General features: G+C 63.1%; 20 protein-coding genes. 1 reads left to right on the forward strand and 19 read right to left on the reverse strand.

Features of this window, described 5'->3' with window-relative positions; translation table 11 throughout:
• Positions 1 to 134 precede the first annotated feature (134 nt).
• From KR227_RS01555 to KR227_RS01620, 14 genes are all read right to left on the reverse strand, one after another.
• The gene (locus KR227_RS01555; RefSeq protein WP_255549006.1) at positions 135 to 3,434 is read right to left on the reverse strand and encodes a DNA translocase FtsK 4TM domain-containing protein; all 3,300 of its coding nucleotides are present in this window, start codon (positions 3,432 to 3,434) and stop codon (positions 135 to 137) included.
• Between the two features lie 110 nt (positions 3,435 to 3,544).
• The gene (locus KR227_RS01560) at positions 3,545 to 4,174 is read right to left on the reverse strand and encodes a TIGR03085 family metal-binding protein (protein WP_218363423.1); all 630 of its coding nucleotides are present in this window, start codon (positions 4,172 to 4,174) and stop codon (positions 3,545 to 3,547) included.
• Positions 4,175 to 4,249: 75 nt separating this feature from the next.
• Positions 4,250 to 6,406, reverse strand: a complete 2,157-nt coding sequence (locus tag KR227_RS01565; protein WP_218363424.1) for a ribonuclease J — start codon at positions 6,404 to 6,406, stop codon at positions 4,250 to 4,252.
• Positions 6,407 to 6,408: 2 nt separating this feature from the next.
• Complete coding sequence (gene dapA / locus KR227_RS01570; RefSeq protein WP_151528575.1) at positions 6,409 to 7,314, reverse strand: 4-hydroxy-tetrahydrodipicolinate synthase; 906 nt, start codon at positions 7,312 to 7,314, stop codon at positions 6,409 to 6,411.
• Positions 7,315 to 7,404: 90 nt separating this feature from the next.
• Positions 7,405 to 8,157 (reverse strand): FAD-dependent thymidylate synthase, encoded by a 753-nt coding sequence (gene thyX / locus KR227_RS01575; protein WP_218363425.1) that lies wholly within the window; start codon positions 8,155 to 8,157, stop codon positions 7,405 to 7,407.
• 55 nt (positions 8,158 to 8,212) lie between these two features.
• Positions 8,213 to 8,965 carry a 4-hydroxy-tetrahydrodipicolinate reductase gene (gene dapB / locus KR227_RS01580; protein WP_151640495.1) on the reverse strand — a complete coding sequence of 251 codons (753 nt, stop codon included), beginning with the start codon at positions 8,963 to 8,965 and terminating at the stop codon, positions 8,213 to 8,215.
• A gap of 78 nt (positions 8,966 to 9,043) precedes the next feature.
• Positions 9,044 to 10,309, reverse strand: coding sequence for a galactokinase (gene galK, locus KR227_RS01585; protein WP_151528572.1), 1,266 nt, complete (start codon positions 10,307 to 10,309; stop codon positions 9,044 to 9,046).
• Positions 10,310 to 11,497: a galactose-1-phosphate uridylyltransferase gene (gene galT / locus KR227_RS01590; RefSeq protein WP_255549007.1), complete on the reverse strand. Its 1,188-nt coding sequence runs from the start codon at positions 11,495 to 11,497 to the stop codon at positions 10,310 to 10,312.
• Positions 11,498 to 11,725: 228 nt separating this feature from the next.
• Entirely contained in the window at positions 11,726 to 11,986 is a 261-nt protein-coding gene (locus KR227_RS01595) for a cell wall anchor protein (RefSeq protein ID WP_151528570.1), read from the reverse strand.
• A 27-nt stretch (positions 11,987 to 12,013) separates the two neighbouring features.
• Complete coding sequence (locus KR227_RS01600) at positions 12,014 to 13,675, reverse strand: sodium:solute symporter family protein (RefSeq protein ID WP_218363426.1); 1,662 nt, start codon at positions 13,673 to 13,675, stop codon at positions 12,014 to 12,016.
• A 92-nt stretch (positions 13,676 to 13,767) separates the two neighbouring features.
• Positions 13,768 to 14,691: an aldose epimerase gene (locus KR227_RS01605; protein WP_218363427.1), complete on the reverse strand. Its 924-nt coding sequence runs from the start codon at positions 14,689 to 14,691 to the stop codon at positions 13,768 to 13,770.
• 539 nt (positions 14,692 to 15,230) lie between these two features.
• A complete protein-coding gene (locus KR227_RS01610) occupies positions 15,231 to 17,468 on the reverse strand; it encodes a polyribonucleotide nucleotidyltransferase (RefSeq protein WP_218363428.1) in 2,238 nt (745 codons plus the stop codon).
• 187 nt (positions 17,469 to 17,655) lie between these two features.
• Positions 17,656 to 17,925 (reverse strand): 30S ribosomal protein S15, encoded by a 270-nt coding sequence (gene rpsO / locus KR227_RS01615; RefSeq protein ID WP_151528566.1) that lies wholly within the window; start codon positions 17,923 to 17,925, stop codon positions 17,656 to 17,658.
• A gap of 115 nt (positions 17,926 to 18,040) precedes the next feature.
• Entirely contained in the window at positions 18,041 to 19,015 is a 975-nt protein-coding gene (locus KR227_RS01620) for a bifunctional riboflavin kinase/FAD synthetase (RefSeq protein ID WP_218363429.1), read from the reverse strand.
• 32 nt (positions 19,016 to 19,047) lie between these two features.
• Between KR227_RS01620 and truB the strand changes: the two genes are divergently transcribed.
• On the forward strand, positions 19,048 to 19,989 hold the full coding sequence (truB, locus tag KR227_RS01625; RefSeq protein WP_218363430.1) for a tRNA pseudouridine(55) synthase TruB: 942 nt from the start codon (positions 19,048 to 19,050) through the stop codon (positions 19,987 to 19,989).
• Between the two features lie 16 nt (positions 19,990 to 20,005).
• On the opposite strand, the gene KR227_RS01630 is transcribed toward truB, so the two are convergent.
• The 5 genes from KR227_RS01630 to rbfA all read right to left on the reverse strand — a co-directional run bounded on the left by KR227_RS01630 (position 20,006) and on the right by rbfA (position 24,425).
• Entirely contained in the window at positions 20,006 to 20,665 is a 660-nt protein-coding gene (locus KR227_RS01630; protein WP_218363431.1) for a 4'-phosphopantetheinyl transferase, read from the reverse strand.
• Positions 20,655 to 21,461 (reverse strand): metallophosphoesterase, encoded by an 807-nt coding sequence (locus KR227_RS01635; protein ID WP_218363432.1) that lies wholly within the window; start codon positions 21,459 to 21,461, stop codon positions 20,655 to 20,657. The genes KR227_RS01630 and KR227_RS01635 overlap by 11 nt, the downstream gene beginning before the upstream one ends.
• Positions 21,462 to 21,525: 64 nt before the next feature.
• Positions 21,526 to 22,806 (reverse strand): MATE family efflux transporter, encoded by a 1,281-nt coding sequence (locus KR227_RS01640; protein WP_218365911.1) that lies wholly within the window; start codon positions 22,804 to 22,806, stop codon positions 21,526 to 21,528.
• Between the two features lie 110 nt (positions 22,807 to 22,916).
• Complete coding sequence (locus KR227_RS01645) at positions 22,917 to 23,987, reverse strand: DHH family phosphoesterase (RefSeq protein ID WP_218363434.1); 1,071 nt, start codon at positions 23,985 to 23,987, stop codon at positions 22,917 to 22,919.
• A 3-nt stretch (positions 23,988 to 23,990) separates the two neighbouring features.
• Entirely contained in the window at positions 23,991 to 24,425 is a 435-nt protein-coding gene (gene rbfA, locus KR227_RS01650) for a 30S ribosome-binding factor RbfA (protein ID WP_218363435.1), read from the reverse strand.
• Positions 24,426 to 24,466: the final 41 nt, after the last annotated feature.

Genomic DNA, 24,466 nt, shown 5'->3' on the forward strand with positions numbered 1-24,466 from the left:
TGCTGCACGCCATCGCAGTGCAGCGGCGGCCGTGCTGACGATCACCACCATTTCAGGGGTACTCCCCTCCATGACGAACCCCACTATATACCAAAAACCCGCACACATTGATCTCCATGTGTGCGGGTGAGGTCCTAGAACACTCCGCCGGTGGGATTCGCCTCCACGGTCTTCACCTCGGGGCCGTCCTCCTCCTTCGGGGCTTCGGCGGGATCGGCGCCCTTGATCATCCACAGGATGGTGTCCAGCTCATCCGGCTTGACCAAGACCTCGCGGGCCTTCGACCCCTCGGAGGGGCCGACCACGCCGCGGGTTTCCATGAGGTCCATGAGCCGGCCGGCCTTGGCGAAGCCGATGCGCAGCTTGCGTTGCAGCATAGAGGTCGAGCCCACCTGGGCGGTGACCACCAGTTCCACGGCCTCGAGGAGATCCTCGAGATCGTTGCCGATATCCGGGTCGATATCCTTGCTGGCTTCCGCCGACTTATCGTCGGTGACGCCCTCGGTGTACTCCGGTTCGGCCTGGGCCTTGGCGGCCTCCACCACTGCCTGGACTTCCTCGTCGGTGACATAGGCGCCCTGGATGCGCTGCGGCTTGCCGGCGCCTTGGGGAATGAACAGGCCATCGCCCATACCGATGAGCTTCTCCGCGCCGCCCTGATCAAGGATCACGCGCGAGTCAGTGAGCGAGGAGGTAGCGAAGGCCAGACGAGAGGGCACGTTCGTCTTGATCAGACCAGTGACCACATCCACCGAGGGGCGTTGGGTGGCCAGCACCAAGTGAATGCCTGCGGCACGCGCTTTTTGCGTGATGCGCACGATGCATTCCTCGATCTCCTTCGGCGCGGTCATCATCAGATCGGCGAGCTCGTCCACCACGCACACGATGTAGGGATAAGGCTCGATCACCCGCTCCGAACCCAGCGGCGCCTGGTACTCGCCGCTTTTGACCTTGCGGTTGAAGTCCTTGATATGGCGCACACGTGCCGACTTCATGTCTTGGTAGCGCTGCTCCATCTCATCCACCAGCCACTGCAGAGCGGCCGCCGCCTTCTTGGGCTGGGTGATGATCGGGGTGATCAGGTGGGGAATCCCCTCGTAGGGGGTGAGCTCCACCATCTTCGGATCCACCAAGATCAGGCGCACATCCTCCGGCCGGGCGCGGGTGAGCAAAGACACCAACAGCGAGTTGACGAAGGCGGACTTACCGGAGCCGGTAGAACCCGCCACCAACAGGTGCGGCATCTTCTGCACCGAGTGGGAGACAAAATCGCCCTCGATGTTCTTGCCCAAGCCGATAACCATCGGATCGGGATTGTCGTGGGTCTCTGGGCAGCTCAGCACATCGGCCAGGTGCACCATCTCGCGATCGGAGTTGGGCACCTCGATACCCACGGCGGACTTGCCGGGAATCGGGGTGAGCAGACGCACGTTATCGGTGGCCGCCGCGTAGGCCAGGTTGGACTGCAGGTTGGTCACCTTTGAGACCTTCACGCCCGGGCCCAGTTCCACCTCATAGCGGGTGACTGTGGGGCCGCGGGAGAAGCCCGTCACTTGGGCGTCCACCTTGAACTCATTGAAGACCTCGGTGATTGCCTCAATCATGCGGTCATTGGCCGCCGAGCGGGTCTTCGGCGCGCTACCTGCCACCAGCAAATCAGTGGAGGGCAGCTCATAGTCGCTGTCATTATTCGCCACCGGCGCCGGCTCGCGCGCCGGCTCCTGCCGCTTATTCAGCTCGCTGCGCGGTGTGGACGCCGGGATCGCCGCGGGGTCCACCGTCGAGGCCTCATCCGCATCCGACTCGGGCGCGTCCGACTCGGGTGCAGCAGGCATCGAGGCAGCAGGTGTCGGCGCGGCAGGCTGCGGGGTCGCTGGACGCGGGCGAGACGCGGCGGTGCGGGCTGCGGCAGAGCGCCGCACCGCATCATGGGAGCGCTGTACGGCATCGTCGCTGCGCTCGGCTGCTGCGTAGTCCTCGTCCGCATAGTCATCCTCTGCCAGCTCGGGCTCTTCTGCCGACAGCGGAGAGTCTGTGTCGATCGCCGCGAAGGAGCTGGTGGTGTGCGGATCACTCGGGGTGTAATCACGCGGCAGCACCGCAGTCGGCTCCGCCTCGCCCGCGGAATACTCGGGCTGCGGGGCCTGCTCGGTGTCCTCGGCGGCGGCAGTGTAGCGGGGGCGCGGGCTGGCGCTCGGGCGCGGGGCAGGCTGCTGCGGGCTGGCCGGCACACGACGCGGAATCTCCGCGCTGTCTCGCTCGCGCTCGCGGCGGGGACGATACAGCGAGGAATCCTCCACCAAGGGGCTCGCAGCGGAGGCCTCATCGAACTCGGACTCCGTCGCGGCGTCGATATCGAAGTCCTCCGACTCGCCGCGGCCCAGCTGTTCGCGGATCCACATGGAGCAGATATCCACGAATTCCCGCACGCTGATATCGGTGACGCGCAAGGCGCCGTAGATGATGACGAGCGTCAGAATCGGCACGGCCACATAGGAAGTAAAGCCTAGAGCCAGGACTCCGCCGAAAAGGGTGCCGATAATGCCACCGGAATCGGCGCGCCCCGCGGTAGTGGTGGGCTGGCCAGAGAAGATATGGATCTGCCCCAGCATGCCCGCCACGATCAAGGCGGTGCCCACCAGCACACGCAGCCGATGGGTGGCCTTGGGGAAGGTGCCCATCATCACCACCACAGCTAGGGCGATCAGTGCGATCGGCAAGAGGTGCGCGCCGGCGCCGATAAGCCATTGGCTCGAGCCGGCAATAACACGGCCAACGGGGCCCGCCACGTTAAACCACATGCTGGCGGCGATCACCGCAGCCACGCCGATCAGGCTGAGGCCAATGCCATCGGAATGACGCTCAATAAAGTCAGGGCCACCGGCGGTGTCTTTCGCCTCGGGCGCGTCCTCCGTATCCGGTTCGGAGGCGGTGGGCTCGGAGCCATAGGCGGAACGTGAGCTACGCGGGCTCGCCGCGTAGCCGCTGGAGTCTGTCTCGTTGAGCGGGTAGGCCTCATGCGGGGTACGAGCCCGCCGCATGACAGTGGTCTCCGCCTCCGCTCCTTCGCCGGTATCGGCCTGCTCCGCCGCCTTCGCGGCTTTGGCGGCCTTACGCTGCTGGGAGCGCTCAGCCATACGAGCCTTGCTCTGGGCCAGCTTCGCGCCCATGCCGCGGGTGGCGTTCGCGGTAGCGCTGGCCATGGCGGATACCCCCTGCCCCACGGCCACCAAGGCACTGCCGGTGCGCTCGCCGGAGCTTTCCGCGGCGCGGTAGGCGGGGTGGGTGGAGGTCGTGACCACAGAGGTGGATCGGGTAGAACTGGCCGAGCGTGAAGAACGCCCAGTGCTCGAACTACGGCCTGGGCGCGAGGTGGAGCTAGAGGGGCGCTTCTTCTTCCTCCGGGAAGATCCGGTTTGGCTCGTGACAGTCATGCGTTTCAGTCTATCCCCTCGCACCCCTGTAGTCACAGCAGCAACACGGGCGTGGGGCCCGATCCGTGAAAAGAACCGTCACCCGCACCACCCCACTGGCGGCACCGGCGCTAGAGGCTTTTCTTCTTCACACCGGATTCATCACCAAGGATGCGCACATCTACCGGCTCGCGGCCGAAGAGCCACAGCACGATCTCGCCGATATCGCCGATCACGGTCACTACCTGATCCTCGGCGGAGGCGACCTTGCGCTTATCCCCCACCACAAAACGTGAGAGCTCACTGGTGGTGGGAACACAGGCCACGGCCGAGCCCTTGGAGGAAATCATGGTGCGCCCTAAGGTTTTGGCCACCTTGTAGAGCTCGTTTTCCTCGGCGGGACTCAGTTCCCGCTTGGTCCATCCTTCTTGGGCGCGGCGCACATCCTCGTGGTGTACGAAGTTCTCGGCGGTATTCATCACCGAGTCAAAGGGCTTGAGTAAGGTGGGCGGGCCGGCGGCCCACTCCTCCACGATCGTCTCATAGCCCTTATCTGCTAAAAGCTGTTCCACGGCCTCGTCGTGGGCGTCTGCTAATTGCGGGATCACAATGCCGCCGGCGGCGCGCACATTGGTCTCGCGGGCAAGCAGGTGCGCGGCTAAGTATTGGGTGTCCCACCCGGCGCAGAGAGTAGGAGCGGTGGGGCCGAGCTCTGTAAACAGCGCGGCGAGTTTCTGGCGTTCTGATTGAGAAAAAGACATACGCCCCATCCTAACCAGTTTCAGCTGGCTAGGACTGGGGCGTATCGCGTGCTCGCGCCTGAGCGCGGCTACTTTTTAGAGCGAGGGACGAGCGGCCTTGATGTCGTCGTCGTCAAGCGCATCGTCCTTCGAACGCATGGGGATGACGGTCGGCACGATCATCGGCTGGCGGCGCCACTTCTTCTCCACGAAGCGGGAGACGGTGCGGCGTAGCTTCTGCACCATGCGGTAGGGGTCGCCTTCGCCTTCGCCAGCGAGATCGGTCATGGTGTTTTCCACCATCTCGGTGACCTCGCGCATCATGTCCTTGGACTCCTCGGAGAAGCCCTTGGCCTGGACGCGCGGCGTTTCCAGCAGCTGCCCGGAGCGGTTGTCGATCACGGCGGTGATGGAGATCAGGCCGCCCTCGCCGAGGGAGGTACGATCGGCCAGCACCTCAGCGTCCACGTCACCCATGGTGACGCCATCGACGTAGAGATTGCCCACCGGGATCTGGCCCACAACCTTGGCGCGGCCCTGGTCCAAGTCCACGACCACACCGTTTTGGGCGAGCACGACGCGGTCGCGCTCCACACCGGTGGAGATGGCCAGTTCCTTGTTGGCGCGCAGGTGGCGCCACTCGCCGTGCACCGGCATGGCGTTCTTCGGACGGGCGGCGTTGTACAGGAAGAGCAGCTCGCCGGAGTAGCCGTGGCCGGAGGTGTGCACCTTGGCGTCGTGGCCGGTGATCACGGTGGCGCCGATCTGGGCCAACATGTTGATCACGCCGAAGACTGCTTCCTCATTGCCGGGCACCAGCGAGGAGGAGAGGATGATGAGATCGCCATCGCGGACGGTGATCTGGCGGTGCTCGCGGCGGGCCATGCGCGACAGCGCAGCCATCGGCTCGCCCTGGGTGCCGGTGGTGATGAGCACAACCTTGTGCGGTGCCATACGGGAGGCATCGTCCATGGAGACGATGGTGCCCTTCGGCGCCTTGAGGTAGCCGAGCTTCTCGGCGATCTCCATGTTGCGGATCATGGAGCGACCATTGAAGGCCACCTTGCGGCCCGCGGCCACGGCCGCGTCCACGGCAGACTGCACGCGATAGACATTGGACGCGAAGGACGCGATGATAACGCGCTGCTTCGCCTCGGTCACCAGGCGCTTCAGCGTCGGCGCAATATCTGCTTCCGAACCGGAGACACCGGGGGTGGTGGCATTGGTGGAATCACAGAGGAACAGGTCCACGCCCTCGTCGCCGAAGCGAGAGATCGCGGGAAGATCGGTGGGACGACCATCCGTCGGGGTTTGATCCAGCTTGATATCGCCGGTGTGCAGCACCAGGCCGGCACCGGTCTTCAGTGCCACGCCCAGGCAGTCCGGGATGGAGTGGTTGACCGCGAAGAAGCGCAGATCGAAGGGGCCGCGCTTTTCGTGGGAGTCCTCGTTGATGATCGTCAGCTTCGGACGCTGGCGGTGCTCCTGGCACTTGGCGGAGATCAGCGCAGCGGTGAACTTAGACGCCAAGATCTCCAGATCGGGCTTGAGCTTGAGCAGCCACGGAATCGCGCCGATGTGGTCTTCGTGGCCATGGGTGACCACGAGGACATCGAGGCGATCGAGGCGGGACTCGAGGTACTCAAAGTCAGGGAGGATCAGATCCACGCCCGGCTCTCCCGAGGAGGGGAAGAGCACGCCGCAGTCGATGAGCAGCAGACGGTTGTGGTATTCGAAGACGGTCATATTGCGACCGATCTCGGAAATACCGCCGAGGGCGATGATGCGCAGCCCATCCTTCGGCTGCTTGGGCGGCTCCGGCAACGGCTGAGTGAGATCGGCGCCCTGCATGGTGTGCACCACGGAGCGGCCGCCACGGTCGTTTCCGCGACCGCCGCGACGGTTATTATTGCCGCGGGAACCATTGCGGGAACCGCGCTTATTCGAGCCGTTGTTCTTGGAGTTCTTGCCTCCATTCCCGCCGTTAGAGTTGTTATTGTCCCGGTTATCGCCGCTCGCGGACTTCTTCGAGGAAGAACCGCCGGACTTGCCGCCAGTGGACTGCTTGCCGCCCTGGGAGTTCGATTTCTTCGAACCCTTCGAGTCGGACTGGGAGGACCCAGAGTTATCGGATTGGGAAGACCCAGAGTTGTCGGACTGGGAGGGGTTGGCTTCACCCGGGGCTTGGAATTCGACCTCGGGCGGTCCCGCCTTACGCGTCACCTTACGAGAGCGATTACGGGGTTCATTCATATTTATAAGACTCCAGCTTGTTCTAGATTATTTCGGAGCTCGGTCATGTCGTCGTCATTCGCGGGTATTTGCGGCAGACGCGGAGCTCCCACGTTAATTCCTTGCAGCTGTAATGCTGCCTTAGCCATGGAGACGCCACCCAATCGGCCTTGAGCGGCGACAAGGGGCGCGAGCGTTGCGTTGATCTCGCGGGCGCGTACAAGATCGCCTTCATCGAAGGCGGTGTACAAGTCACGGAGCTGTTGCGGTGCAACGTGCCCGATCACGGAGATAAAACCGCTGGCTCCAAGGGAGAGCCACGGAAGGTTGAGGGGATCATCGCCCGAGTACCATGCCAGACCGGTTTCGGCGATCAGAGTGGTAGCCCCAACGAGGTCGCCCTTGGCGTCCTTGACAGCCTGAACCTTCTCGTGCTCGGCTAGACGCCTCATAGTATCAGACTCCACAGGAATCGCAGACCGACCGGGGATGTCATAGATACACACCGGCGCGTCGGTGCTATCGGCGATCGCGCGGAAATGCTGGTACACACCCTCTTGGCAGGGCTTCGAATAATACGGCGTGACCAGCAGAAGTGCGTCCGCGCCGGCATCCCGAGAGGCGCGCGCCAGCTCCTGCGAGGCGGCCGTGTTATTGGTGGAGGCCCCGGCCACAATGGCGATATCGTCGCCCACCTCGGCGCGGATTTCTTTAATAAAGGTGATTTTTTCTGCCTGCGTCGTGGTGGGCGATTCACCGGTGGTCCCGCCCAGGATGAGCGCATCCACGCCCCGAGACGTCAGATGAGCCGCGAGCTTTCGTCCGGTAGCCACGTCGAGGCGATTGTCCTCATCGAAGGGGGTGATCATCGCTACGCCCACGGTACCGAAGATATCGGTTCCGTTTTTCTCGGCAAATCCAGTGTTCATGCTGTATCTAGCTACTCTCTGTGTGTCGGGATCGTGTCTGCTTCCGCGGCGGAGAAAGGGAGTATATCGCCTGCCCCAAGCGTCTCCATTTTAGGACACGCCCACATAGGGGCTCGACGCCATGGGTGAACCATCGCTGAGGATGGCGATATCGAAATCACCAAAAACCACGGGGGCGGCGTCCTTCAGCAATTCGAGGCAGCGCACGGCCACGGTCCGCATCTCCTCATCGGCGTGCTCGGTGGCGCGGGTGGCGATGAAGTGTCGCCATGCCCGGAAATTGCCGGTCATCACGATGCGCGATTCGGTGGCATTGGGCAGCACCGCGCGCGCTGCTTGCCGGGCCTGCTTCTTGCGCAGCAGGGCATTCGGTTCGTCGGCGAGCTTTTCCTCTAAGGCGGCGAGCAGCTCATCATAGGCGAAACGGGATTCATCCATCGCCCGATCAAAGAGCCGCCGCAGTTCGGGGTCGCGGTCGATCACGCTCGGCACCACCACCGTGGCTTGATCGGGGTGCACGAAACGCTGCGAGAGCTGCGAAAAGGAGAACATGCGGTGGCGCACAAGCTCGTGGGTGCAGGCCCGCGAGATGGCGCGAATATACATCGTGGCCTGGGCGTGCTCGAGCAGCGCGGTATGCCCCACATCGATGATGTGGCGAATATAGGCCGCATTACTCGCGGTGCGTGGATTCGGCTTATCGAAGCTCTCGTAGCAGGCACGCCCGGCGAACTCCACGAGCGCCTCGGCTCCTTCTGCATCGGTGCTCCAGTCGATATCGCTCGGCGCCTGAAACGAGGTGCAGGCCACCAGCTGCACCGATAAATCCTTATGTGTTGCCACCTCTACCGTTCTTTCTTTTCTCGTTTATCGACGCATCCCTGGCTGCTATCGCCACTTAGAGCCCGAGGTAGTGCTCCAGTCCCACAGTGAGTCCGGGGTGCTGGGCATAGTTGCGTACGCCCACGAGCACACCGGGAATAAAGGAGGTGCGATCATAGGAGTCCTGCTTGATGGTCAGCGACTGGCCCTGGGTACCAAAGATCACGGTCTCGTGGGCCACGGTGCCGCTCATGCGTACAGCGTGCACCGGCACTCCCTGAACATCGGCGCCGCGTGCCCCCTCGAGGGACTGGGTGGTGGCATCCGGCTGGCTGTCCATACCGGCCTCGCGGCGGGCCTCGGCGATGCCCTCCGCGGTGTGGACTGCGGTACCCGAGGGCGCGTCCAGTTTGTTCGGGTGATGCATCTCAATCACCTCGGCCGATTCGAAGAAGCGCGCGGCCTGGCGAGCGAATTGCATGGTGAGCACCGCCGAAATGGCGAAGTTCGGGGCAATGAGCACCGAGGAGCTGGAGTTCTCCAGCCAGCCGCGCACGGTCTCGAGGCGCTCGGCGGTGAAGCCGGTTGTTCCCACCACCGCGGAAATATTGTGGGAGATCATAAACTCGAGATTGTCCATCACCACGTCCGGGGTGGTGAAATCCACCACTACCTCGGCTCCCGATTCGACGAGCTCGTCTAGGCTATCGCCCCGATCGAGTGCCGCGACCAGGCGCAGATCCTCGCTGGCCTCCACGCCCGCTACAACCGCCTGGCCCACGCGGCCCTTCGCTCCGAGGACGCCAACTGCAATGGTGGATTCTGCCATGATGTTCTTCCCTGCTCCTTGAGATAGCTAAAAGACTGGTGGGTTAATGTACCCCACCAGTCTAGGCAAGCGTCCCTGTTATGTGTGGGAGAACCTACCGTGCGCGCTCTCCACGATGCGTGCGCCCCAGCCCGGCATGGCGAGCAGGAACTCCGGCTGCGGGTAGCCGCGCTCCGCGGCGCGCTCGTTGATGGCCTCGACCAGCTCGGTGGCGGTGCGGATATCGATCAGCGCGATGGCCGAGCCACCGAATCCACCACCGGTCATGCGGGCGCCAAGCGCGCCGAACTCGCGGGCGGTATCCACCACCAGGTCGAGCTCCTCGGTGGAGACTTCATAGTCGTCCCGCAGCGAGGCGTGGGAGGCCCACATGTGCTCGCCGAATCCCTGCAGGTTGCCGTCGACAAGCATCTGCACGGCCTCGGAGGTGCGCTCGATCTCACTGATGACGTGCCGCACCCGGCGGTGTACTACTTCCTGCCATTCTTCCTCCGTGCTGCCCTCGGGCACATTCTGTGCTGCCCACTGCTGGGCGACGGCGAAGGGATCCTCGACCTCGCGGAGGGTCGCAACGTGGGCGTGGGCGGTGACCCCGTCGATCACGGCGCGGCGCGAGGCGTATTGGCCATCGGCCAGCGAGTGCGGGGCGTTGGTATTGCACACCACCAGGGTGTAGCCGGCGGCACCGACGTCGAAAGGCACCAGCTGCTCGGAGTTGTCCAAGAAGTCGATGGCCAAGGCATTATCTTCCTGGGCAAGCAGGGAGATGCGCTGGTCCATGCCGCCGGTAGAGGCACCAACGACCTCATTTTCTGCGCGCATGGCGCACTCGACGAGACGGCGGCGACGACGCGGGGTCATCTCCATGCCCGCCAGGGCCATGGCGGCGGTGATGGCGGAGCATTCGATGGCCGCGGAGCTGGACAGGCCAGCACCAAGCGGAACATCGGAGACCATGGCCAGATCCATGCCCTGCTCCGGCAGAATGCCCGCCTCGATGGCGGCCCAGACCGCACCGATGACATAGCCGGCCCAGTTATCGGGGTGCTTCGGGCCAACCTCATCGATCCGGCACTCCACCACCGCGGGATCGGCGCCAACGGAGCTTACGCGCAGCACATCGTCGGGGCGGGCCGCGGCCGCAATATAGGCGCGGTTGTGCAGCGCGAAGGGCACGCTGATGCCGCCGGCATAGTCGACGTGCTCGCCGATGAGGTTGACGCGACCCGGCGCAGCTACGACCACGCTCGGATCAGCATCGAAGATCTCACGGAAATGCTCCTTAGCGCGCTCAATGCCCTGCGGAGCCTCGAGGGTGTCCATCCACTGGACGCTCTGTGTCATTTACTTCTCCCCTGCCTCAAGAATCTCTCGGAAACGATCGGCAATGCGTTCAGGGGTGGTGTCCGAGATCCACGCCCCCATGCCGGATTCGGAGCCGGCCAGGAACTTCATACGGTTCGGGGAACGCATCATGGAAAATAGCTGCAGGTACAGGCGGCCATAGCGGCGGTCCTCGCCGATCGGTGCCTGATTCCAGCCTGCGATGTACGGGGTTTTCTCCACCCCGTCAAAGAAGTTGTCCACTGCCCCCAACAGGCGCAGATAGATGCGCGTGAGCTCATCCTTTTCCGCATCGTTGAGGCAGGCGAAGTCATAGGCCTCGGCGCGCTTGGCCATCACCATGACCTCCACCGGCCATTCTGCGGCGGCGGGCACGAAGGCGATGAAGTGCTCACCGTCGATGAGCACGCGGCGGCCACTGTCCTGCTCGGCGCTGATAATCGCGTCGAAAAGCGAGCCACCCTTGCTCTCCTCATAGGCCTTGGCTTGGGTGAGTACCGCTTGGGCACGCTTCGGCAGATAGGGATAGGAGTAGATCTGGCCGTGCGGGTGCTGCAGCGTGACTCCGATTTCCTTACCGCGGTTTTCGAAGGGGAAGACGATGCGCACGCCCTCGATCTCCGAGAGCTCCTTCGTGCGGTGTGCCCATGCTTCCACCACGGTGCGGGCGCGGGTAAAGCCGAGGTCCTTGAAGGACTTGCTGGGTTCGGGGGTAAAGCACACCACCTCGCAGCGGGCCTGGGCGGCACCGCGGGGATAGAGCTCGTTGTCATCGACATAGCCGGAAAAGTCCACATCCTCGGGGATGTGCAGCGATAACGAGGGGAAGCGGTTTTCGAAGACCACCACGTTGTAGTCATTGGCCGGGATCTCAGTGGGGATCTCTCCGGGGGTGGTGGGCGCCAGGGGGTTTTCATTGGCCGGCGGCATGAAGGTGCGGTTCATGCGGTGGGCGGCAAAGACCACCCATTCGCCGGTCAAGGGATCACGGCGCATCTCCGAGACCGTGCTCGCCGGGGGCAGCTCGCGGCTATCGTGCAGTTCGCGAGTAGCCTTCCCCGACACATAGTCCGGCTCGTCATCAAAGTAGATGAGCTCGCGACCATCAGCGAGACGGGTGCGGGTGATAGCCACCTCGGGGGACGCGGAGTCGGATACGCTCCTCGCGGTCTCGTCTGGCATTGCCATTGAACATTCACTTCCTTAAACGGAGAATTCGGCGACGCTCACAGCCACTCCCGTGAGCCTGCTCTGAGAGGGTGATGATGAAATTATGGAAAAGAAAAGCGTGTGTGGTGTGCCCTGCCGCGGCCCGCACTGTACGCGCCGCGGCAGGATCTTCAACCGGGGCAGCCGAGCACACCAGTGGCCCCGGACTGTACCGCGAGGGACGATCGCCCCTCGCGGTGTGCGGTATTACTGGATGTCCTCGATGTCATCGGGGACGATGATCGGACGCATCTTCGCCCATGCGAAGAAGACGATGGCAACAACAGCCATCATAAGGCCGGTCCACAGGTTATAGGTGGCGTCCTTGGGCACGCCGGTGGAGGGATCCACACCGGGATCCAAGAGCAGCCAGGAACCCAAGAGGATCACAGCGTAGAGGCCGATAAGCCCGCCGATGACGTTACGAATATCGAAGGCGCCAGCCTTGTGGGTATCTTTTTTAGCCATGGTTATTACTCCTTCCTTGATCTAGTGCTAGGCGAAGATCACGTTGAGCGCGATCACGAGAACCATGCAGAGGATACCGAGCGGCACCGTGCGGTTGTACCACGGCAGGCTGGCCTCAGCAGCGTCGGTGAGGTTCTCCTTCGGGGTCACGGACTTCACGAAGCCAACCAGCTCATGATCCGGCTTCGGCTTCGTCATCATGGAGACCACGATGGAGAAGGTGATGTCCACGATGAAGGCGATGGAGGCTGCCACGAACGCGGTGCCCTGGCCCGGCAGGTTGAAGAAGCCCGACTCCACCGAGGAGAAGGTGGCGATGGCCCAGTAGGCCATGGCGGACAGAGTACCCATGACCAGGCCCACCCAGCCGGCGGTCGGGGTCATGCGCTTCCAGAACATACCGAGGATGAAGGTGGCGAACAGCGGAGCGTTGAAGAAGCCGAACAGAGTCTGCAGGTAGTCCATCACGTTGCCGAAGTTCTCGGCGATCAACGCGGTAAACACGGCGATGAGGGTAGCCAGCACGGTGGCCATACGGCCGACCTTGGTGTAGTAATCATCCTGCTTATCTTTGACCACATAGCCCTGCCAGATGTCATAGCTCATCACGGTGTTGAAGGCAGAGATATTGGCAGCCATACCGGCCATGAACGCGGCGAGCAGACCTGCCAGTGCCACACCGAGCAAACCATTGGGCAGCAAATCACGCATCAGATAGAGCATCGCGTCATTCGGCTCGGCGCTGCCATTCATAATCGGGGTGACGGTGGCGCCAGCGATCATGCCGGGCACAACCACCACGAAGGGAACGAACATCTTGGGGAAGGCACCAATGATCGGGGTCTTCCGCGCCGAGGAGAGCGAATCAGCGGCCATGGAGCGCTGCACCTCCACGAAGTTGGTGGTCCAATAACCGAAGGAGAGCACGAAGCCCAGACCGAAGGTCAAACCGATCACCGAGACCACCGGGTTATCAAAACCGGAGATCTCCGTGCCCGGCCAGGTGTGGAAGTGGCTTTCATTCTCCACAGCGTTCTTCAGACCCTGCCAGCCACCAATATTGTGCAGACCAATCAGGGTCAGCGGCAGCAGTGCGGCGATGATCACGAAGAACTGCAGCACCTCATTGTAAATAGCGGCCGAGAGACCACCGAGGGTGATGTAGCTGAGCACAATCACCGCGGCGATAACGAGAGTGACGATTAGCGGCCAGCCCAGCAGGGAGTTGACCACCTTGGCCAGCAGCAGCAGGTTAATACCGGCAATGAGCAGCTGCGCCACGGCGAAGGAGATGGCGTTGACCAAGTGCGCGCCGGGGCCGAAACGCCGCAGCATGAACTCGGGCACCGAACGCACCTTGGAGCCGTAGTAGAAGGGCATCATCACGATGCCGAGGAACACCATGGCCGGCACAGCGCCGATCCAGAAGTAGTGCATGGTTTGGAAGCCATACTGCACACCGTTGGCGGACATGCCCACGATCTCGACGGCGCCCAGGTTAGCGGAGATGAAGGCGAGGCCCGTCACCCACGCAGGCAGCGAACGGCCCGAGAGGAAGAAGTCGATGGAGCTCGACACGCGCGAGCGGGCGGCCCAGCCGATTCCGAGAACGAAGACGAAATATAACGCGACGATCGCGTAATCGACCCACGTGGCATCAAGCCGGAGCGCGGATTCAGCGACGATCATGTTGCTTTCTCCTTGGGTTGGTTGGTGGCTCCGCGAGCATTCTTCCGCAAAGCCTGCTTGGTTATGAGTGTCTATATTCAGTTAAAGAGCTTCTAGCCTGCCGCGATGGCGAAGTTGATGCTCAGGCTTTCTTCGGGATCTAGCTCCGCCGCCCCGTGGGAGCGGAAAGCGTTGACCGGCGCCGACATCGGTTCCACCGCCAGGGCCCGCCCCACTCCGGGATAACCGCAGTCATAGGCGGGATCAGCCGTAAAGACCTGCAGCCACGGGGTGCGCATATCCGAACGCAGCACCACCGATGCATCGCTATCGCGATGCCGCAGGATGACTTCATAGGCAGAGGGCTGCTGGGGCTTGTCGACGCTGAAGCAGTGATCGAAGAACACCCCGTCCATTGCGATCCCCGTGGCCACATCCCCGTCCAGGCCGAGGTGAGTGGTCGCCGTCATCGGCCCCGCGGGCAGATTGCGTGTCGTTTCCAGGGGCAGATAGCTGCCGCAGGGAAGGGTGAGTTCGCATTCGTCCAGCGGCGCACCGTGGGCGGTGATATACGGGTGGAAGCCGACGGCCACGGGCGCAGTGTCATCGCTGGCATTGCGCACTCGATACGCACAGCTCAATCCGGTGTTCTCATCAAGGCTCCAGGTCACGCTGTGGTGCAGCGCCCAGGGCCAGCCTTGGTGCTGGCCATCGTGCAGCTCGAGTGTGACGGACGCCTCGGAGCTGTCCACGCACTGCCACTCTTGGTAGTGCACGAAACCGTGAATAGCGTTAGTGCGCTGCGGTTCGGTGATCTCCAATTCATGGGTGGTGCCGTGGAAAATGAAGACTCCGCCGTCCACTCGGTTGGGCCAGGGGCTCAGAATATTGCCGGCATTCATCGGCGCATCCTCACCTGCCTCGTACCCGATGAGCAAGGGAGCGCCTCGATAGCTCAGGGTGCGCACTCCCCCACCTCGCGTGGTGATCGTTGCGGTGTAATCGCCGGCTGTGAGGGTGATATCGCGGGTGGTCATGAGTTCGCGTCCCTTTCCGTGCATTGTGCGGGGAGCGTTGCCGCTCCACCGCGCCACTAGCTATGAGGTACCACACACACCTACAGGCACAGGTAATAATCAACAGCCTGTGAGTATGTGTGCTTCTGCACTCATGCTACGCCCACTTTTGCGGAAATGAACACCATCAATTCACCGCCATCTGAGAGCCCATGTTCCACTCTCCGGCCTCCTTATAAGCCCTGACCTGCGCGATAAGGGAGACATTTACGCACATCAAGCCCAACATCAGACGACCTACCTGCCTAGTTCGTGGCTAAGCTCACAGCCGCAACGTGCCCGCTTCCCTCATGTGGGGTTGCTTGGGGTAACGATCAGGGAATGCAGCCACTCGGGCGTGGTTATATCCTCTCTCACACTGGTCTTATCGTTGCCTCATCTGTGCCTGCAGCGGGCTGGGCGGGCAGACATAGGCAACGCCCCGCAGAACACAACTGAGCGTTCTGCGGGGCGTTGCTGGCAGTACTACGCACCCGAGCGTCGGGCGCGGAGATCAGAGACTAGCTCTCCTCGACGGGGATCAAAGAGATCTTGCCGCGATTGTCGATATCGGCGATCTCCACCTGGAGCTTGTCGCCGACATTGACCTCGTCCTCGACCTTCTCGATGCGCTTCTTGCCACCGAGCTTCGAGATGTGCACCAGACCGTCACGGCCCGGTAGCAGGGACACGAACGCACCGAAGGGGGTGGTCTTGACCACGGTGCCGAGGTAGCGCTCGCCCACCTTGGGTAGCTGCGGGTTCGCAATGGCGTTGATCTTCTCAATCGCCTGCTCCGCAGCCTCACCGGAGGTGGCGGAGATGAAGACCGTGCCGTCTTCCTCGATGGAGACGTCTGCGCCGGTGTCCTCAGTGATCGAGTTAATCGTCTTGCCCTTGGGCCCGATGATCTCGCCGATCTTGGACTGCGGCACCTTCACCGAGGTGATACGCGGTGCGTAGTCGCTCATCTCATCAGGCTCATCGATCACATCGGCCATCGTGTCGAGGATGGTCAGACGCGCGTCGCGAGCCTGGGAGAGGGCGTCGGCAAGCACAGAGGACGGAATACCATCCAGCTTGGTGTCGAGCTGCAGCGCGGTGACGAAATCGGCGGTGCCGGCCACCTTGAAGTCCATGTCGCCGAAGGCATCCTCGGCGCCGAGGATATCGGTGAGCGCCACATACTCGGTGGAACCCTTGACCTCGCCGGAGACCAGGCCCATGGCGATACCCGCGACGGGTGCCTTCAAGGGCACACCAGCGTTGAGCAGCGAGAGCGTCGAGGCGCACACCGAACCCATGGAGGTAGAGCCGTTGGAGCCCAGCGCCTCGGAGACCTGACGGATGGTGTAGGGGAAATCCTCGCGGGAGGGGATCACCGGGATCAGGGCGCGCTCGGCGAGCGCACCGTGGCCGATCTCGCGGCGCTTCGGCGAACCCACGCGACCGGTCTCGCCGGTGGAATAGGGCGGGAAGTTGTAGTGGTGGATATAGCGCTTGGAGGTAGTGGGAGTCAGCGAATCGATCTGCTGCTCCATCTTCAGCATGTCCAGGGTGGTCACGCCGAGGATCTGGGTTTCGCCACGCTCGAAGAGGGCGGAGCCATGGGCGCGCGGGATGAGATCCACCTCCACGCTGAGGTCACGGATGTCGGTGACATCGCGGCCATCGATGCGGAAGTGCTCGGCCAGGATGCGCTGGCGCACGATCTGCTTCATCACCGCGTTATAGGCGGCGCGGATCTCCTTCTCCTGATCCTCGAAGCGCTCGCTCAGCTGCTCCTCGATCTCTTCCATGTGCTCATTGGTGGCCTCGTCGCGCTCCTGCTTACCGGAGATGGTGAGCAGCTTGTTGAGCTTCTTGGCGGCCTTCTTCTCCACGGCCTCGAAGATCTCCTCGGAGTACGGCGGGAAGAGCGGGAACTCCTGGGTCTCCTTGGCGGTCTCCTTGGCCAGCGCCTCCTGGGCGCGGCAGAGAACGTCAATGAAGGGCTTGGCGGCCTCGAGGCCCTCGGCCACAACCTGCTCGGTGGGGGCCGGAGCGCCATCGCTGATGCGCTCGACCACGTTCTCCGTGGCGCCGGCTTCCACCATCATCACGGCCACATCGTCGACATTCTTGCGTCCCTGCTTGCGGGTGACGCGACGGCCAGCAACCACCAGCTCGAATACGGCGGAGTTGTGCTGCTCATGGGTGGGGAATGCCACCCATTGGCCCTTGGGATGGTCCTCGTCCACGACGAGAGCCATGCGCACGCCGCCCACGGCGCCGGAGACCGGCAGACCGGAGAGCTGGGTGGCAGCGGAGGCGGCGTTGATAGCCACCACGTCGTACATATCCTGCGGGTTCACCGACAACACGGTGACCACGATCTGTACCTCATTGCGCAGGCCCTTGACGAAGGTCGGGCGCAGCGGACGGTCAATGAGACGGCAGGCCAGGATGGCCTCGGTGGAGGGGCGGCCCTCACGACGGAAGAAGGAACCGGGGATGCGACCTGCAGCGTACATGCGCTCTTCCACATCCACGGTCAGCGGGAAGAAGTCGAAACCTTCGCGCGGCTGGTTGGATGCGGTGGAGGTGGCCAGCATCATGGTCTCTTCATCGAGATATGCGGTCACGGAACCATCAGCCTGGCGGGCAAGCTGTCCTGTTTCGAGCCGGATCTCGCGGGAACCGAAGTCGCCATTATCGATGGTGGCAACTGCTTCGATGATTCCGAAGTCGGTGTCTTTATTAACGAATACGTCGCGCATGTGTGCTTGCGAACTCCTCTTATAACTAAAAATGGAGGCGGTCATCGGTGCCGCCTGAGTGGGTGTCTATAACGGTGACTTAGTCTAGCAGTTCCGCAGCACATGGCGCATAAAAAACACCACCTTCTCGACACACAAGGACGAGAGGTGGTGAGATGAGGCGGTAATCGCCTCAGATGCACGACGCTTAGCGACGCAGACCCAGGCGAGAGATCAGGTCACGGTAGCGATCGATGTTGGTGCGCTGCAGGTACTGCAGCAGGCCCTTACGACGACCAACGAGCAGCAGCAGACCACGACGGGAGTGGTGATCGTGCTTGTGGCTCTTCAGGTGCTCGGTGAGGTTGCGGATGCGGTAGGTGAGCAGGGCAACCTGAGCCTCGGGAGAACCGGTATCGGTCTCGTGCAGACCGTACTCGTTCAGGATTTCTTTCTTCTTTGCGGTATCCAATGCCATGAGGGGATCCTCCAAAAATATTTCAGTCCGCAGTAAAAAACAGGCACCGCCCTCCCCCTAGGAGGCCGGTGGGCGTGACTGTTGCAGACCACAGTCACAACCAACCCGAGAAATATTAGCAGTCGATAGGTTCGGAAACAATTGCGCGGGTGGCGGCCACATCCGAACGAATCGCAGCGAGCAGGTCCTCAATCCCGTTGAACTTCTCCATGCCGCGCACAAAATCTACAAACTCCACCCGCACCTGATGGCCATAGAGATCCGCCTCGCGGTCGAGCACGAAGGTTTCTACGCTACGGCGCGGATCCTCGAAGGTGGGGTTATTTCCCACCGAGATCGCCGCGGGATAGCGCACCCCGCAGCGCATATCGCCGGGGTTGGGAGTGGAGTCCAGCACGGTGAAATACCCGGCATAGACGCCATCGCCGGGCAGGGCCTGGCTGGGCGGGAAGTAGAGGTTCGCGGTGGGAAATCCCAGTTCCCTGCCGCCGCGGCCGGCACCGCGCACGACCTCGCCCTGCACCGCGAAGGGGCGGGTCAGTGCGGCGTTGGCCTCGCGGATCTCGCCGCGCTCGAGCATCCCGCGGATACGGGTGGAGGAGATCGGCAGACCCGCTTCATTCAACAGCGGCAACACCGCTACCTCGACGCCGTATTTCTCCCCGAGCTCGCGCAGCGTGTCGGTGGTGCCGGCAGCCTTATGGCCGAAGGTGAAGTTCTCCCCCACCACCACGGCCTTCGCGCCGAGCTTCTCGACGAGCACGGTGGTGAAAAACTCCTCGGGCGAGAGATGCGCGAGGGAGGCGTCGAAACGCAGCGCCAGCAGATGGTCGATATTCAGCGCGGCTGCGATCTCGGCACGGTCATACACAGTGCCGAGCAACGGCGGCATCTTATCTGGGCGCACCACGGCCAGCGGATGCGGATCAAAGGTCACGAGCACAGAGGGCACGCCGTTCTCCCCAGCAAGAGCGGCGGCGCGGCGGAGCAGGGTTTGATGTCCGCTGTGAATGCCATCAAAAACTCCGATGGTGACCACGGAGGCGTCGAGCTGTGCGGGGACGTTATCCAGACCATGCCAAATATTCACAAGTGTATAGGGTACGGCATAGGCTAATACGCATGTCTTTCCCCCAAGAGAAGATCCCCTCCCCCGCTCAGCTGGCCGCCGCAGCAGACCCCCTCGCCACCTCGGGACTGGTGGTGGTGGACAAGCCTCAGTCCATGACCTCACACGATGTGGTGGGCCGACTGCGGCGGATCTTCGGCACCCGCAAAGTAGGCCATGCCGGCACCTTAGATCCGATGGCTACCGGGGTATTGGTGGTCGGTATCGAACGCGGCACCAAGTTCCTCGCGCATCTGGTGGCGGATACCAAAACCTATGACGCCACCATCCGCTTGGGGGCATCGACCACGACCGATGACGCCGAGGGCGATATTCTCAGCCAGCACGATGCCTCCGCGATCAGCGATGAGCAGATTCACGACGGTATCGCGCAGCTTCGCGGGGAGATTATGCAGCGCCCCTCCTCCGTCTCGGCGATCAAAATCAATGGCCGCCGCGCCCACGAGCTGGTGCGCGAGGGAATCGAGGTAGAGATTCCTGAACGCAGCGTCACTATCTATTCTTTCGTGGTGCATTCCATTGAGCGCCAGGATAGCTGGGTGGATATCCACTGCTCGGTGCACTGCTCCTCGGGTACCTATATCCGCTCCCTCGCCCGCGATCTCGGGGCCGGGCTGGGCGTGGGTGGTCACCTCACGGCGCTGCGTCGCAGCACCGTTGGCCCCTTCACCCTTGACCACGCCCGCACCCTGGAGGAGCTCGAGGATACGCCTGAGCTGTCCTTGAGCCTGGATCAGGCCATGGCCGTGAGCTTTCCCCCGCTGCCGCTGAGCGCAGCGGAGGCGCGGGATGTGAGCATGGGGAAATGGCTCTCCCCGCGCGGGCTCAAAGGCGTGCACGCGGCAATGGCCCCGGATGGTCGAGCGATTGCGCTGCTGAAAGAAAAGGGCTCGCGCTTATCGACGGTATTCGTCGCCCGTCCCTCGACCCTCTAGCGCAGCGAGTTGGCAGCTAGACCACGGCGATGGCGGCGATGATGAAACCCTCGCGGATCTCCCAGCGGCCCGTCATGAAGGGCACCGGTGTGGGGCGGGCCAAGAGATAGGAGATGAAGGTGCCATCGCTGCGCACATCGATCTCGGCTTGATCGAAGTCAAGCCAGCGGTGCGTGAGCGGAAACCACGCCTTATACGTGGCCTCCTTGGTGCAAAAGAGCAGGCGGTCGGCACACGGTATGCCTTGGGATTCCAGTTCATCGAGTTGGGATAGCTCACTGGGGCGGGCGATGGAGCCGAGCACTCCCCGCGGCAAAGAGGCCGCGGGTTCGGCATCAAGGCCCATGGACTTCACCACCAGCCGCGGCGCCACCACTGCAGCGCGTAGCCCATCGGTATGCGTCATAGATCCCGAGACCGCCGCCGGCCACAGGGGCACGCCGCGCTCGCCGCGCAGGATCGGTGCCCCGGAGTCGCGCCCGAGCTTCTTGAGCGCCTGGTGGGCGCACCAGCGCGCATCGCCGAACTCTGCTTTCCGCACCGTCACCGCGTGCGCCACCAAGGCCTGCTCGAGGGGGTGGAGCTCGTGGTATCGGCTTAGATCGGCGCTGCTGCGATCCACCTGCATGGAACAAAATTGGGCGGCCGCGGGGAAGAGATCGGGGCTACACTGCATCCGCGTCCACCTCCAGCACCGGATAGGGCCATGGCGCGCTGGCGGGCCGGTTTTTCCACTCGCGCGGATAGCCCAGCGAGGTTTCAATATGCGGGACCCCGTCTACCACTATTTCCCCCGGCAGGTGCAGATGACCGTAAATCACCTTCTCCGCGCGATAACGCACCGGCCAGGTGCGGGTGTGGATCGTGCCGCACCACAGCGATATCTCCGGCCAGGCCACCTGGTTGAGCGGCTCAATCACCAGCGGCCAGTGGTTGATCAAGATGGTCGGGCCGGTGACACGGCTGAGTCTTTTAACCGAGTAGGCCAATCGATCCCAGCACCACGCGCGGATATCCACGAAGGGGGCAATGGCGAACTCGTCGGTGAGCATCACCTGATTGTCCCGGGCGCGCTGCACCGCCTCCTCGGCGGTGAGCCCCGGCTGGCGGAAGGTGTAATCGTAGAGCGTAAAAAGCGGCGCGATGGTGCGCCCAGCGAAGACGGGATAGGGATCCTCGGGGGTGAAAATATCGCGGGCGCGGCAGCCGGCCACCAGCTCGGCGTATTTCTCGCGGCCCACCACGGCATCGGTGGAGCGGCAAAACAGCTCGTGGTTGCCCGGCGCCCAGATTACCTCTTCAAAGCGCTCCTTGAGCTGCTCGAGGACCGCCAGAATATCGGGGGTGCGTTCGGCCACATCCCCGCCAACGATGAGCCAGTCGCTGGGGCTCGTGGGCTGGATGCGGGCGATCATCTCTGCATTGGCTTTGACCGCGGCATGCAGATCCGCGACAGCCCACAGGGTGGTCATTGCCGCACCATCACCTTTCTCCGCACCGGATCTCTTCCCGCTCGGGGTTGCTTGTATTCCCTCACTATACGGCGTTATTGGCCCACTTCATGGACGTGAAACGCCAGAGCACCGCGACCATGCGGATGAAGATAAAGGCCAAGAGTCCGCACCATACGCCGGTGAGCCCAGCCTCGAAAAACAGCGAGAGCCACACGCCGGGCAAAAAGCCCAGTACCACCGAGGCGATGGTGGCATTGCGCAAATACACCGCATCGGCGGCACCCAGTAGCACCCCATCGAGGGCGAAAACCACACCGCCGCCGATGATCATGAGGATCAGAATCCACCACGGCCACTCCATGGCGGCAAGCACGCTGGCGTCCTGGGTGAATAGCCGCGGGATGAAGCGGAATCCGAGCGCAAAGAGCCCCGCCAGTACTGCGGCCACAGCGGTGGAGTACAGCACCACCAGCCGCCCCACTCCCCTAGCCCGGTAGACCGAGCCCATGCCGAGCGCCGCACCGGTCAGGGTTTGGGCAGCGATCGCCAGCGAGTCGAGCACCAGGGTGAGGAAGTTCCACAGCTGCATCATCACCTGGTGCGCGGCGAGGGAGGCCTCGCCGAAGCGGGCGGCGACCCCGGCGGCGGAGAGAAACGCCACCTGGAAGGACAAGGAGCGAATAATGAGATCGCGCCCGAGCACCAGCTGGTGCCGGATCACCTGCGGGCGCAGCGCCCAGGAGCCCTCATGGGAGCGAACTAGGGCGAGTAGGAAGCAGGCAGAGGTGAGCGCCAAACCGGTGAGATTGGCCCACGCCGAGCCCACGAAGCCATAGGCGTGCACCAATATCGGCACGAGGATCGCGGCGGGGATCACGCCGGTGAGGGTGAACCAGAGCGGCGCGGTGGTGTTCTGGATGCCACGCAGCCACCCATTGCCGGCCATAGTGATCAGCAATAACGGGATGCCGAAGCTGGCGATGCGCAGCCAGAGCGTGGCCTCGGCGGCCACCGAGTCGCTGCTCGAGAGCCAGAGGGTAAACCAGGGCGAGCCGAAGAACATGATGGCGGCCAGCGCCGAGCCGACCAGCAGCGCCACCCAGGTGGCCTGCACCCCTTCAGCCACCGCTTCTTTCTTTTTGCCCGCCCCATAGAGCCGAGCGGCGCGGGCGGTGGTGCCATAAGAGAGAAAGGTCAGCTGGGTGGTGACCACGGAAAAGAGCGTGGTGGCGGCGCCGAGCGCGGCCAATTCGGTTTTACCCAGCCGGCCCACGACCGCGGTATCGAGCAGCAAGTACAGCGGTGTCGCGGCGAGCACGCCCAGGGCGGGCAGCGCCAGCGCCAACACGGTACGGATACTCACCTTGCCTGCGGCGGCGAGGCGTTCATGCTCCTCGGCGTTAGCTGGGGCATCCTCCCCTGCCGCGGCGCGGGAGGAGTCGGTGCATTCGGGGGAATCGGTGGAGTCGAGACTCACTGCAGTAGATAATCCTTCATCAGCGTCCAACAGTCTTCTTCGGTGCCAGTCATGCTCAACCCAGCGGCGTGGATATGCCCTCCGCCGCCGTGGCGGCGCGCCAGCGCTGCCACGTCGATCTGCTCCGAGCGCAGAGAGAGGTTCCAGGTGCCGGGTTGTTGTTCTTTGGCCACCACACATACCGCAGCATCCTCGAGGGCGTGCAGCAGTGTCACAGCCCGTTCCGCCACGAAAGGCGGAACCGTACTCAGCTGCGCATAGGGCGCCATGAGAATGGCGGCCCGACCCAGCGGAGTGTCCACGGCCTCAACCCCCGCCAGCAGCCTGCCGAGCATCTGGGTTTCTGCCACGGTGGAGCGATCCATGAGATCCGCGGTGATCCTTCCGGTATCGATCCCACTCTCGGCGAGCGTGGCGGCAAGCAGCAGCCGCGAGGTGGCATCCTCGTTGCCGCCCCACGCGAAACACCCAGTATCGGTGACCAGCCCCGCATAAAGGGCATGGGCCAGCGACTCGGTGAGCTCCACACCCGCCCGCTGGGCGAGCAGCCAGATCACGGCGGTGGTGGAATCGGCCCGGGGAGCAATAAGGTTCACGCCCTGCACCCCAGGGTTGTGCTCGTGGTGATCGATCATGATCCGCGCCCACTCACCGCTGGCGATCTCCTCGGCATAGCGGCCGGCACGGTGCAGATCGCCGCAGTCAACGACCACCACGCAGTCCGTATCCGCTGCGATCGGCCCCTCCCAGGAGATATCCGCGCACCGGGGAATGCTGCTGAGGTTGCGCGCCACCCCGCCGGGGTGGTCAATATAGCCGCGCGCCCGCGCCCCTACAGCCTCGGCCACCTGCATGAACGCAGATACCGAACCAACGGCATCGGCATCCGGGCGCACATGCCCCACCACGGCCACGGATCGGGCAGAGCGCAGCGCAGCTAGCGCCGCGTCCAGATCGTGGTTGCGGAAATCAGTATCGCGCACGCCCAGCCGGGCGGGGCTGAGCATCGTGGCAGCAGATGTGGTGGCGGGAGGTGGCGTCGATAAGCGCGAGCGCGGGGAGGACACCTTTTACTCCTCGGCCTCGCGGTAGGGGTTCTCGCCACCGGCATAGTTTTTGCCCTCGGAGAGCTTGTGCAGCTCCTCATCGCGCTGGCGGGCCTTGGCCAATAGCGCCTCGAGGTGAGCGCTCGCCTCCGGCACCGTGTCGAGCTCGAAGGACAGACGCGGGGTAAAACGCACGCTCAGGGCATCGCCGACGTATTTACGCAGCTGGCCGCGGGAGCTCTCGAGGGCCTCGGCTGCCTCCTCGTGATTCGGCTCGGTATCGATGGTGGCGCCACGGACCGTATAAAACACCGTGGCGTCGTGCAGATCACCGGTCATGCGGCAATCGGTAATGGTGACATACTGCAGCCGCGGATCCTTGATGCGGAATTCAATCGAATCGGCAACAATCGTGAGAATTCGCTTCGCCATCCGGCCGGCGCGTTGCTTATCAGCCATGGTGATTTTTCCCTTTCTTCGTTGTGTATGTTCCCGCCCAG

This window comes from Corynebacterium sp. TAE3-ERU30 (assembly GCF_019209925.1).
Taxonomy (GTDB): domain Bacteria; phylum Actinomycetota; class Actinomycetes; order Mycobacteriales; family Mycobacteriaceae; genus Corynebacterium; species Corynebacterium megadyptis.